This is a genomic window from Streptomyces sp. KPB2 (assembly GCF_003950055.1).
Classification (GTDB): Bacteria; Actinomycetota; Actinomycetes; order Streptomycetales; family Streptomycetaceae; genus Streptomyces; species Streptomyces salinarius.
Genome location: NZ_CP034353.1, coordinates 873,604 through 884,923, shown reverse-complemented (window position 1 = coordinate 884,923; position 11,320 = coordinate 873,604). Strand labels below are relative to the sequence as shown.

The 11,320-nt window shown below is 73.1% G+C and carries 10 protein-coding genes; 8 read left to right on the top strand and 2 right to left on the bottom strand.

Translation table 11 applies throughout. The features are described from left to right. The first annotated feature begins 582 nt into the window (after positions 1–582). Genes D1J63_RS03945 through D1J63_RS03935 form a run of 3 tightly spaced genes read left to right on the top strand, consistent with a single transcriptional unit; the run spans position 583 to position 4,294 of the window. Positions 583–2,100 (top strand): uracil-xanthine permease family protein, encoded by a 1,518-nt coding sequence (locus D1J63_RS03945; RefSeq protein ID WP_240798776.1) that lies wholly within the window; start codon positions 583–585, stop codon positions 2,098–2,100. Continuing rightward, positions 2,097–3,587, top strand: a complete 1,491-nt coding sequence (locus tag D1J63_RS03940) for an amidohydrolase family protein (protein WP_240798777.1) — start codon at positions 2,097–2,099, stop codon at positions 3,585–3,587. Before D1J63_RS03945 ends, D1J63_RS03940 begins: the two co-directional genes overlap by 4 nt. Beyond that, positions 3,584–4,294 carry a sulfite exporter TauE/SafE family protein gene (locus D1J63_RS03935; protein WP_125627739.1) on the top strand — a complete coding sequence of 237 codons (711 nt, stop codon included), beginning with the start codon at positions 3,584–3,586 and terminating at the stop codon, positions 4,292–4,294. The genes D1J63_RS03940 and D1J63_RS03935 overlap by 4 nt, the downstream gene beginning before the upstream one ends. A 41-nt stretch (positions 4,295–4,335) precedes the next feature. Here the strand turns inward: D1J63_RS03935 and D1J63_RS03930 are convergent, their stop codons facing one another. Continuing rightward, a complete protein-coding gene (locus D1J63_RS03930) occupies positions 4,336–5,376 on the bottom strand; it encodes a LacI family DNA-binding transcriptional regulator (protein ID WP_125627738.1) in 1,041 nt (346 codons plus the stop codon). A 290-nt stretch (positions 5,377–5,666) separates the two neighbouring features. On the opposite strand from D1J63_RS03930, the gene D1J63_RS03925 reads away from it, so the two are divergent. Both D1J63_RS03925 and D1J63_RS37530 read left to right on the top strand, forming a co-directional pair. Then, entirely contained in the window at positions 5,667–7,106 is a 1,440-nt protein-coding gene (locus D1J63_RS03925; RefSeq protein ID WP_125627737.1) for an MFS transporter, read from the top strand. A gap of 130 nt (positions 7,107–7,236) precedes the next feature. Beyond that, entirely contained in the window at positions 7,237–7,368 is a 132-nt protein-coding gene (locus tag D1J63_RS37530) for a hypothetical protein (protein WP_269671209.1), read from the top strand. Positions 7,369–7,404: 36 nt separating this feature from the next. Here D1J63_RS37530 and aztA read toward each other — a convergent pair whose 3' ends face one another. Then, positions 7,405–8,148, bottom strand: coding sequence for a zinc ABC transporter ATP-binding protein AztA (gene aztA, locus D1J63_RS03920; RefSeq protein WP_164712707.1), 744 nt, complete (start codon positions 8,146–8,148; stop codon positions 7,405–7,407). Positions 8,149–8,162: 14 nt separating this feature from the next. Between aztA and aztB the strand changes: the two genes are divergently transcribed. The 3 genes from aztB to aztC are packed head-to-tail and all read left to right on the top strand — an operon-like array spanning position 8,163 to position 11,260. Then, the gene (gene aztB, locus D1J63_RS03915; protein ID WP_125627735.1) at positions 8,163–9,047 is read left to right on the top strand and encodes a zinc ABC transporter permease AztB; all 885 of its coding nucleotides are present in this window, start codon (positions 8,163–8,165) and stop codon (positions 9,045–9,047) included. Positions 9,048–9,056: 9 nt separating this feature from the next. Then, positions 9,057–10,298, top strand: coding sequence for a hypothetical protein (locus D1J63_RS03910; protein WP_125627734.1), 1,242 nt, complete (start codon positions 9,057–9,059; stop codon positions 10,296–10,298). Continuing rightward, positions 10,295–11,260, top strand: coding sequence for a zinc ABC transporter substrate-binding protein AztC (aztC, locus tag D1J63_RS03905; protein ID WP_125627733.1), 966 nt, complete (start codon positions 10,295–10,297; stop codon positions 11,258–11,260). Before D1J63_RS03910 ends, aztC begins: the two co-directional genes overlap by 4 nt. Positions 11,261–11,320: the final 60 nt, after the last annotated feature.

The following is an 11,320-nucleotide window of genomic DNA, read 5'->3' as shown; positions in this document are numbered from 1 at the left end:
CACTTCCCTGAGGCCGTCCGGCCAGTGTCCGTCCTCTGACGCATCGGTGCTGAGGGGGATGTTCCGCAGGGCGCTGCGAATCTCCCGCTGGGCCGACGTTTCGAAATCGGAAGGCCGCTCGAATTCGACGGTCCAACTCTCTTTGCGCACACTTTCCCCCTGACCGACCGATGGGACGGACCACTTGTCGGCTGCATCACGTGCGGGGAGTGTAGCGGTTCGGTGCATATGCTCACCCGATCCGTCGGAAACTCCGCCCTTCGAGTTCAACGCTTTGCCGGTGTAAAGGGAAAGAGCGCCCTCGATGGGGGAGAGGGTGGGCGCGGGGGAGTCGGGGACGGGAGTCCGCGAGCGCCGCGTCCCGACCTTGACGTGACGCGGGGGGCTCCGCATACTGGCGGCCAAATCGATTTGGCCAAATCGATTTGGCTCTCCGTCCAGGGCCGGATCGCGGCTGAGAATCCGAACGTGCCCGTATGCCCGAACGGAGCCCGAAACGTGTCCAGTCCCCGTCAGAACCGTCCCCCAACAGGCCCGGTGCCGACCTCCGGCCCTGCCCCTCGGAGCCCCGAGCCGCACGCCGTGCGGACCGCCCGTCCGGACGGGCGCCCCCGAGCCGACGCCGACAGCCCGAACGACCCCCGGCCTCCCTCCGACCCGTCCCCGTCCGACGCCGGCCCCCTGACCCCGTCCGACGCCGGCCCCCTGACCCCGTCCGACGTCGGCGCCCCGTCCCCGGCCGGGGAGGCCGGCAGCCGGGGCGGGGTGCACCCCGTGGACGAGGCACGTCCGCTTGGCCGGATCCTGCTCTTCGGCATCCAGCACGTCCTCGTGATGGCCGCGACCCCCATCTCGGCGATCTTCCTCATGAGCGCCACCCTCGGGCTCGGCACCGGTCTCACCGTGGACCTGCTCTCGGCGGCCTTCGTGCTCTCCGGCGTCGGCTCCCTCGTCCAGTCGCTCGGCGTCTGGAAGTTCGGTCCCCGGCTGCCGTTCGTGATGCTGCCGGGCGGAGCACCGCTCATCCTCTTCCTCGCCATCGCCGAACAGCACGGCCTGCGCACCGCCACCGGGGCGGTGATCCTCACGGCGGTGTTCACCTTCGTCGTCCTGCCCCTCTTCTCCCGCCTCCTCGCGTACTTCCCCGCCCTCGTCATCGGCACGATGATCGTCATCGTCGGCGTCAACCTGGTGAAGGTCGGTGCCGTGCTGGTCACCGGCCGACCGGGCTCGCCCGGCTTCGCCGACCCTGGCAACCTCGGCCTCGGCCTGGCCACGATCGGGTTCACCGTCGCCTTCTACCTGTTCTTCACCGGCGTCCTGCGTCAACTCGCCGTCATGCTGGGCCTGCTGGCCGGCGCCGTCCTCGCGGCCGCGACCGGCGCGATCGACGGGGCGGGCGCCGACGCGGTGGGCGGCGGCCTGGTGAACCTGCCGCACCTGATGCCCTTCGGCCCACCCGAGTTCAACCTCGTCGCCGCGCTGCCCCTGATGCTCTACACCCTGGCCTCCATGGCCGAGGCCACGGGCCAGACCGTCATCAACGCCGAGGCCGTCGGCAAGCGGATCGACACCCGCACCGACGTCCCCAGAACCGTCCGCGGCGACGCGCTCACCTCGCTCTTCGGCGGCTTCTTCGGCCTGCCGCTCATGGTCACCAGCGGCGAGAACATCGGCATCGTCCGCGTCACCGGCGTACGCAGCCGCTTCGTCACCGCCGCGGCCGGCGTCGTGCTCATCGCCATCGGTGTCCTCGCCCCCGTCACCCGCGCGATCAGCGTGATCCCCACCCCGGTCGTCGGCGGCACCGCCATGGTCGTCTTCGGCGTCATCACCGTCCTCGGCGTCCAGATGCTCGGCCGGTCCGACCTCGACAGGCACACCAGTACGTTCGTCTGCGCCGTCGCCCTCGCCCTCGGGCTGCTGCCCATCCTCGTGCCCGGCGTGTACGGAGGCTTCCCGCCGAACGTCCGCATCCTGCTCGAAAGCGGCGTGGCCGTCGGCACGTTCACGGCCGTCGTCCTCAACATCCTGTTCCACCACGTCAGGCCCGGCGTCGTCGCCCGCCTGACCACACCGCGCACAGAAAGCGACCGATGAACCGACCCGACCGAGACGCCCTCGCCCACCCCGGCCCGCTCCTGCTCGTACCGGGTTCGGTGCTGCTGCCCGAAGGCCCCGTCGACGGCTGGGCGGTCGTGGTCGACGACGGCCGCTTCACCGCCGTGGGACCGGCGGACGAACTGACCCGCACCCACCCGCACCTGAACGCCGTCCGAGCCCCCGGCCACCTGCTGATGCCCGGCTTCGTCGACACCCACCACCACCTCACCCAGAGCTTCGGCGCCGCGCTCGCCTTCGGGGAGCCGTCCGAGATCTTCCGCCGTGTCTGGGTCCCGCTGGAGGGCGCGCTGGACGACGAGTCGGCCTACACCGCGGCCAAGCTGGCGGCGCTGGAGGCACTGCGCGGCGGCTTCACCACCGTCGCCGACGCGGGCACCCGCGCCGACGTCGACGTGGACGTGGTCGCCTCGGCCGCGCGGGACGCCGGCATACGCTGCGTGCTCGGCCTGATCTGCAACGACGCGGACGGCACGGGCGACGCGGACGGCACCGGCGGCGTCTCGGACCCGGCCGTCCTGGAGAACGCGGAGAAGCACCTCGCCCGTTACACCGGCGACCCCCTCGTGCACCCCTCGCTGGCCGTGTCGATCCCCGAGGCGGCCACCGAAGCCACCTTGCGTGCGACGGCCCGGCTGGCCGCGGAAGCCGGCGCCGTCGTCCAGATCCACGTCAACGAACACCTCGCCGCGGTGGAACGCTCCCTGGTACGGCACGGACTGCGCCCCCTCGAACACCTGCACAGTGTCGGCGCGCTCGGCCCCCAGCTGCTCGCCGCGCACGCCACGCTCCTCACCCCGCGCGAGCTGACCCTGCTCGCCGACACGGGGACCGCCGTCAGCTACAACCCCGTCGCGAGTGCCTGGAAGGGCAACGCGGTCGCACCCGCCACCGCCCTGGCCGAGCGCGGCGTGCGCTTCGGCATCGGAACCGACGGCACCCGCGGCGACGGCTTCCGGCTCGCGGACGCCGCCGAGTTCGCCCAGCGGCTCGCGTACGGCCTGGCGACCGGCGACTCGTCGTGCGGCGCCGGCTGGACCTGGCTGGAGCGTGCCACCCACGGGGGAGCGGACGCCCTCGGCCTCGGAGCCCTCACCGGCACCGTGGAACGGGGCAAGGCGGCGGACTTCCTCCTCGTCGACGTCGACACCCCGGAACTCGCCCTGACCTGGGACCTTCCGTGGGAACTCGTCCGGCGCGGCAACCGGGACCAGATCACCGCCGTCTTCGTGGGCGGACGCCTGCGGATGTGGCAGGGCCGGCCGGCCGGCTGGGACGGGGCCGCGCTGGTGAGCCGGGCGGCCGAACTGGCCCGCGCCGCCGTCGCCGGGGCCGGCGTCACCCGGGTCCACCCCACGTCGACGGCGGCCCGGGCGCTCGACGGAGTCCAGCGGGCCGAGAGGGCTCGCAGCGCCGAGAGGCTTCAGCGGGCCGAGAAGGTTCGGAAGGGAAGTGCACGGCGTTGAGTGCGCAGATGCTGGCGGTTCTCGCCGTGGCGGTGGTCGTCGCCGCGTTCGTGCAGGGCAGCAGCGGACTCGGCTTCGCCCTGATCGTCGCGCCCGTCGCCGGGTTCATCGACCCCGGTCTGGTACCGGTGTTCGTCCTGGCGTCGATGATCCCGCTCAACCTGTACGTCGCCTGGCGTGAACGGACCTCGCTCGACCTGCGCGGTGCCGGCTGGATCACCGGGGCGAGACTCGCCGCCACGCCGGCCGGGCTGGCGCTGCTCTGGCTGATCCCGGAACACAGCCTCGGCCTCTTCGTGGGCGTCGCCACGGTACTCGCGGCCGTCGTCAGCCTGGCGGCGCCCACGTTCGCGCCGGGGCGGGCGGCGTACGTCGGCGCGGGCGCGGTCACCGGACTGACGGAAACCGCGACCGGGGTGGGCGGTCCGCCGCTCGCGCTGGTCTACCAGCACCGGCCGCCCGCCGAACTGCGCTCGACGGTCGCCGCCTGCTTCCTCGTCGGCGAGGTCGCCTCCCTGCTCCTGCTCTTCGCGACGGGGAAGGCCGCGCCCACCGAACTGGGCCGGGCGGCCCTGCTCCTCCCCGCGATCGCCCTCGGCGCCTGGCTCAGCCGCCTGGTGCACCACCGCCTGGACGCCCGCAGGATGCGGCTGTTCGTCCTCGTCTTCGCGCTGGTGTCGGGGGTGGTGCTCATGCTGGGGGGCTGAGGCCGCAGGGGCCCGTCCCGGTGTCGCAACCCCACCCCGCCTCAGGCGCCGGCCGCCCGGGTCGACGATGCGCGGGCGATCACCCGTGGCGGTGGGGGTGCCGTCGTCGTCGCGGGGGCCGGGTCCCCGCGGAGTCGGGCCAGGAGCAGTTCCACCGCGTCGGAGGCGGCACGGTCCAGGTGCAGGTCGACGGCCGTCAGCGGAGGCTCGCAGGTGCGGGCGCGCAGGCCGTCGTAGCGGGTCACGACCATGACGTCGTCCGGCACGGCCCGCCCGCTGTCCCGGATCGCCCGCACCGCGCCCACCGCGAACGCGTCGACGAGCGCGCAGACGGCGTCGGTCTCCGGGTGCTCGGCGAGCAGGGCGGCACAGGCGTCGTAGCCGGCCTGCTCGCCGCCCGACTCCACGACGCGCGCCACGACCGGCTCCCAGCCGTAGCGACCGGTGGCCCGCCGGTAGGCGGCGAGCGCGTCGACGGACGAGTGCCGGGAACCGGAGCCCACGATCAACGCGGGCCGCCGCGCCCCCTGTGCGCGCAGATGATCGAGGAGCAGCTCCGCCACCAGGCCGCCGCGCAGATCGACGTAGGGGGCGTCCTCGTCCGGCGAGACGGGCCGGCCGAGCGCGACGTACGGCAGTCCCCGTTCACGCAGCTGCGCGGCCGCCGCGTCGTCCACCTCCGGCTCGACCACGATGGCTCCGTCGATGTCCACGGAGTACAGCGCGGAACCCGACTGCACAGGTGGTACGAGCACCAGGGCGTAGTCGTGCAGCAGCGCGCTCTCGGCGGCGGCCGCCGCGACCTCCATGTAGAACCCGAGCCGGGAGGGCCCGCCCGCCACCGCGAACGGCATGGACGAGGCCAGCGCGATGGCCTTCGCCTGCCCCCGCCGCAGGCGCTGGGCGCGCAGGTTGGGACGGTAGCCCAGCTCCGCCGCGGCCTGCCGGACCCGCTCCCGGGTCCGGGGATCGACCTTGCCCAGTCCGTTCAGGGCGTGCGACACGGTCGTGCGCGAGACACCGGCGAGGCGCGCGACATCGGCGATCGTCGGCGGCCTCGGACCGGGTGCGGAAGTGGCCATCTGCGCGAAGACTCCTCGCTGACGTGGACGGTGGACGTGACCATCTTCGCCGACGCCCCGCCGGACGGGGACCGGGGCTGCGGCGACCGCCGCCGGCACGGACGCGCTCTTCCTTTTGCGGCCGGCGGTGCGGGCGGGCAGGCTCTTGACCACTCGGCACGGACCGACCAGGGCCCATCCATCCGGTGGTGGCCGTCCCGTGGGGTGCCGCACTTTCACGAGGAGGTCCGAGGAGGTTTGTCCATCCTGCCGGCGGCCACCGCCGCCGCGACCGTCGCGGCCACCGCGCAATGAGGCCGCCCCGGCGCGTCCGGACCCTGGCCGAGCGGGGAGTGCGGGCCCTCGGCGGGCCCGCCCGGGCCCGGGTCGTGCTGACCCTGGCCGGCGCCCTGGCCGTGGACGGCGCGGACAAGGGCGCCGTGTCGGCCATGGCACCCCAGCTCGCGCGCGCGTTCGATCTCGGGTACGTCGAGATCGGGCTGCTGGCCTCCGTCACCGCCCTGTCCGGCGCGGCGCTCACCGTTCCCGTCGGTCTGCTCGCCGACCGCACCCGCCGTACGCGGATGCTCGCCATCAGCGTGGCGCTGTGGTCGGTGGCGATGCTCATGGCCGGGGCGAGTACGTCCTACCTGTGGCTGCTGGCCTCCCGCGCGGCCCTCGGGGCCGTCTCGGCCACCGCCGGCCCGACCGTCGCCTCCTTGGTGGGGGACTACTTCCCCGCCGGGGACCGGGCCCGCATGTACGGGCTCGTCCTCGCCGGAGAACTCGCCGGCACGGGCATCGGCTTCGCCCTGTCCGGTCTGATCGGTTCCGTCCTCACCTGGCGTTTCGCCTTCTGGTGGCTGGTCGTACCCGGCACCGCCCTGGTCTGGTTCATCCACCGCCTCGCGGAGCCCGCGCGGGGCGGGCGGTTCCGGCCGGTGGACGCCCACCGGCCGGACGGCGGTCCGACCGCGCGGGCGGCACGGCGCGCACACCTCGAACCGCACGAAGACCTCGTCCTCGACTCCGACCCGCGCCAGCGGTCCAAATGGTGGTCGATCCGCTACATCCTGCGGGTACGCACCAACCTGGTGCTGATCCTGGCGTCCGCGCTCGGCTACTTCTACTTCACGGGACTGCGCTCCTTCGCCACCCTCTACACCACCCGCCACTTCGGTGTGACCACCACCGTGGCGACCTCCCTGGTGCTCGTCGCGGGCATCGGCGCCCTGGCCGGTGTCCTGTCCGGCGGGCGGATCGCCGACCGGCTGCTGCGCGACGGCCGGGTCAATGCCCGCACCCTGGTTCCCACGGTGTGCATGCTGACGGTGCCCGTCTTGTTCGCTCCCGCCGTCCACGCCACTTCCCTCGCCGTGGCGGTGCCCCTGCTGGTCACCGGCGCGCTGCTGCTGGGCGCGGTCAATCCGCCCCTGGACGCCGCCCGGCTCGACATCCTCCCGCCGTACCTGTGGGGCACCGGTGAAGGGGTGCGCGCCATGCTGCGCACCCTGTGCGAGGCCGCCGCGCCCACCCTGTTCGGCTACTTCTCGGCCCACGTGTTCGACACCCGGGGCGGCGACGGCGGCGGGACCGGTCTGCAGTACACGCTGCTCTTCTTCCTCCTCGCCCTGGTGGCCGCGGGTCTGCTCGGCCTGGTGGCGATGCGCACCTACCCGCGCGACGTGGCCACGGCGCAGGCGTCCACCCAGCGGATCGCCACGTCCCTGCGCGAGCGGCGCGGACGTTGAGGACCGCCGACGACATGCCGTCCCGGCGTGAGGGAACGCCGGTGGAGGGCACCCGCAGCCATGGAATCCGACGTTTCCGCCGTCGGAGCCGGGGGCCCCGCGGCGGCTGTCCCGGAAGGAGACGGTCCTGATGAACGTCGCATACGAAAAGATCCAGTACGTGGCGGCCGGTGCGGAGGAACTCTTCCCGTGGTTCGCCATCATGTTCGGGATTCTGCTGGTGGTCCTCGTGGTCGGGCTGCTGAAGACCAGGCATCGCTGACCGCGACGGCCCCACCTCCGGTCCGGTGCGGCCGGTTCAGGCGGGCTGCCAGATCCTGGACAGGGTCGTAGGGGTGAGGACCTGCTCGGGCGGCCCCTGCCCGACCAGCCGTCCGTCGCCGAGAAGCAGACAGGCGTCGGCCGCGCGGGCGGCCTCCAGGTCGTGCGTGGCCTGGACGACGGTCGTGCCGCCCGCGACCAGGTCCGTCAGCAGGACGGTGATCCGCTCCCGGGACTCGGGATCGAGCCCGGTGGTCGGCTCGTCCAGGAGCAGCAGGTCGGACTGCTGGGCGAGGCCCTGGGCGATCAGAACACGCTGGCGCTGCCCGCCGGACAGCTCGCCGAGCTGGCGGGCGGCGAGGTGGGCGACGCCCAGACGCGCCATCGCCGAGTCGACCACCTCCCGGTCGTGGCGGCTCGGCCGCCGCCACAGCCCGCGCTCGCCCCAGCGGCCCATCTCCACCGTCTGCCGCGCGGTGAGGGGAAGCGCGTCACCGACTGCGCCGCGCTGCGGAACGAAAGCCGGTGGGCGACCCTGCGCGTACCGGAACCGGCCGGATGTGGGGGTGATCACGCCGGCGAGCACGCCGAGCAGCGTGGACTTGCCGCTGCCGTTCGGCCCGACGAGCGTCGTCATGGCCAACGTCGGTATGTCGACGGTGAGTTGACGGATGACGGGCCTGCCCGGATAGCCCGCGTCCAGGTCGGTGATGCGTATGTGCCGATGGGGCGTCTCGGCGTCGGGAGGCCCCGGGCGGTGTTTATTGAACATGATTGTCATTGTAGTGTCGGGGCATGGAGTGGTTGACGGCCCCGTTCGAGGTGGCCTTCGTGCAGCGTGCCCTGTGGGCCGCGATTCTGGTGTCGGCGATCTGCGCCCTCGCGGGGACGTGGGTGGTGCTGAGGGGGATGGCCTTCCTCGGTGACGCCATGTCCCACGGCCTGCTGCCCGGCGTCGCGGTCGCCGCCCTGCTCGGAGGCAATCTGCTGGTGGGGGCGGTGGTGAGCGCGGCCGTCATGACGGCCGGCGTCACGGCGCTCAACCGCACCCCGAGACTCTCCCAGGACACCGGTATCGGCCTGCTGTTCGTCGGCATGCTGTCGCTCGGCGTCATCATCGTCTCGCGCTCGCGGTCCTTCGCCGTGGACCTCACCGGGTTCCTCTTCGGCGACGTACTGGCGGTGCGCGAAGCAGACTTGGCGCTCCTCGGGGTGGCGCTGCTGTCGGCGCTGGTCGTTTCGGTGCTCGGTCACCGCGCCTTCCTGGCGCTGGCGTTCGACGAGCGCAAGGCCAGGACGCTCGGCCTGCGCCCCCGTCTCGCGCACGCCGTGCTGCTCGGTCTGCTGGCCCTGGCCATCGTCGCCTCCTTCCACATCGTGGGAACGCTGCTCGTCCTCGGACTGCTCATCGCTCCGCCGGCGGCCGCCCTGCCCTGGGCCCGCAGCGTGCGAGGCGTCATGGTCCTGGCCGCGGCCCTGGGCACGACCGCCGCCTTCGGCGGCCTGCTCCTGTCCTGGCATCTGAGCACCGCGGCCGGCGCGAGCGTCTCGGCCCTCGCCGTCGGCCTCTTCTTCCTGTCCCACCTGGCGTCCGCGATCCGGCACCGACGCCGCACCCGCGTCCCGCGACCCGCCACCGTCCCCGCGAACGCCCCCACGACCCGACCGAACGAAATCTGAGGCGGTCCCATGTTCGTCCGAAGAAACGTCACGCTCCTGGCGCCGGCACTCCTGTCCGCGGTCCTGCTGACCGCGGGGTGCACCGGCCGGGACGACGACCCCGAGTCCCCGTCGGCGACCGCGTCCGGCCCTGCCACCCCGCACGGGTACGTCGAAGGTGCCGCGGAGGCGGCCGAGCAGCAGTCCCGGCTCCTGCTGGGCGACACCGCCACCGGCGAGACCCGGGTACTGGACCTGATCACCGGCAAGGTGCACGAGACGGCACGCAGAGCGAGCGTCACCGGACTCACCACGGACGGCCGCTTCGGCTACTTCCACGGCAGCGCCGGCACCCACGTCCTGGACAGCGGCGCGTGGATGGTCGACCACGGGGACCATGTGCACTACTACCGCGCGAAGACCCGGGAAGTGGGCGAACTCCCCGGCGGGGGCGGCACGAGCGTCCGCAGCGACACCGGCGTGACCGTGGTGACGGGCGGGGACGGAACGGCGGGGGCGTACCCCCGTGGCGACTTGGAGCAGGGGAAGGTCGGCACACCGGTCGCCCTTCCCGGCACCTACGCCGGGCCCGTGATCCCGTACGCGGAGCACCTCGTCGCCCTCACCGAGGACGGCGAGGGTCCCGCGCAGGTGGTCGTGCTCGACCGGTCGGGCCGGCGCGTCGCTTCCCCGGAGTCCGCGTGCCGGGACCCGCAGGGCGACGCCGTCACCCGGCGGGGAATCGTCCTCACCTGCGCCGACGGCGCCCTGCTCGTCCACGAGGACGACGGCGCCTTCGGCGTCGAGAAGATCCCGTACGGCCGGGACGTGCCGAAGACGGAGCGGGCCACGCGGTTCCGGCACCGTCCGGGCAGCAGCACGCTCACCGCACCCGCCGGGAAGGAGGCCGTCTGGGTCCTCGACGTCACCGAGCGGGCCTGGACCCGGGTGGAGACCGGTCCCGTGGTCGCCGCGAACACCGCAGGCGAGGGCGCGCCGTTGGTCGTCCTGGAGTCCGACGGAGCCCTCCACGGCTACGACACGGCCGGCGGCAAGGAGATCGCCGTCACGAAACCCCTCATCGAGGACGCCTCCGACGCCGACCCCGGCACGTCCGCGGCACCGGTGATCGAGATCGACCGCAGCCGGGCCTATCTCAACGACCCCACGGGCAGGCGCGTGTACGAGATCGACTACAACGACAACCTGCGCATCGCCCGCACGTTCGAGCTGGACGTCCGGCCGTCCCTGATGGTGGAGACGGGCCGATGAAGGTGCGCGTGGCGGTGGCGCGAGTGCGCGCCCTGGTGCTGACCCTGGTCTGCTTCTGCGTACTCGCCGGCACGACGACCGGCTGCGCGAGCGGCGGCGGCGACGACCGGCCGCGGATCGTGGTGACGACCAACATCCTCGGTGACATCACCCGGGAGACAGCCGGGGACCAGGCCGCCGTCAGCGTGCTGATGAAACCCAACGCCGACCCGCACTCCTTCGGTCTGTCGGCCGTGCAGGCGGCCGAACTGGAGCACGCGGACCTCGTCGTCCACAACGGGCTCGGGCTGGAGGAGAACGTACTGCGGCACGTGGAGGCGGCCCGCGCATCGGGCGTGGCCACCTTCGCGGCCGGCGAGGCGGCCGACCCGCTCACCTTCCACGGCGGGGACGAGGGTGGCCCCGCGGAGGAGGCCGGAGAGCCCGACCCGCACTTCTGGACCGACCCCGACCGGGTGCGCAAGGTGGCCGGCCTGATCGCCGACGAGATCGTCGAGCACGTCGACGGCGTGAACGAGAAGGCCGTCCGGGACAACGCCGAACACTACGAGGGCCAACTCGCCGACCTCACCGCCTGGATGGAGAAGTCCTTCTCCACCGTCCCCGAGGACCGGCGCGCCCTGGTGACCAATCACCACGTCTTCGGCTACCTCGCCGACCGTTTCGGCTTCCGCGTGATCGGCGCGGTCGTCCCCAGTGGCACCACCCTCGCCTCGCCCAGCTCCTCCGACCTGCGCTCCCTCACCCGGGCCATGGAGAAGGCGGGAGTGCGCACCGTCTTCGCCGACTCCTCCCGGCCCACCCGGCTGGCCGAGGTCCTGCGCCAGGAGATGGGCGGCGACGTGGACGTCGTCGAGCTGTACTCCGAGTCGCTGACGGACAAGGGCGAGGGCGCCGGCACCTACCTGGAGATGATGCGCGCCAACACCGCGGCGATGACCGAGGGCCTCGGCGGCAACTGAACGCACCCCCGCGGCGCGGCACACCGGGTGCCGGCCGCTCCACCCCCGAAACCCGCCCCG

Bases quoted from the DNA above. Each gene is read 5' to 3' on its own strand.
- D1J63_RS03940 (WP_240798777.1), top strand. From the start codon at position 2,097: ATGAACCGACCCGACCGAGACGCCCTCGCCCACCCCGGCCCGCTCCTG.
- D1J63_RS03930 (WP_125627738.1), bottom strand. From the start codon at position 5,376: ATGGCCACTTCCGCACCCGGTCCGAGGCCGCCGACGATCGCCGATGTC.
- D1J63_RS03925 (WP_125627737.1), top strand. From the start codon at position 5,667: ATGAGGCCGCCCCGGCGCGTCCGGACCCTGGCCGAGCGGGGAGTGCGG.
- D1J63_RS37530 (WP_269671209.1), top strand. From the start codon at position 7,237: ATGAACGTCGCATACGAAAAGATCCAGTACGTGGCGGCCGGTGCGGAG.
- aztA (WP_164712707.1), bottom strand. From the start codon at position 8,148: ATGACAATCATGTTCAATAAACACCGCCCGGGGCCTCCCGACGCCGAG.
- aztB (WP_125627735.1), top strand. From the start codon at position 8,163: ATGGAGTGGTTGACGGCCCCGTTCGAGGTGGCCTTCGTGCAGCGTGCC.
- D1J63_RS03910 (WP_125627734.1), top strand. From the start codon at position 9,057: ATGTTCGTCCGAAGAAACGTCACGCTCCTGGCGCCGGCACTCCTGTCC.
- aztC (WP_125627733.1), top strand. From the start codon at position 10,295: ATGAAGGTGCGCGTGGCGGTGGCGCGAGTGCGCGCCCTGGTGCTGACC.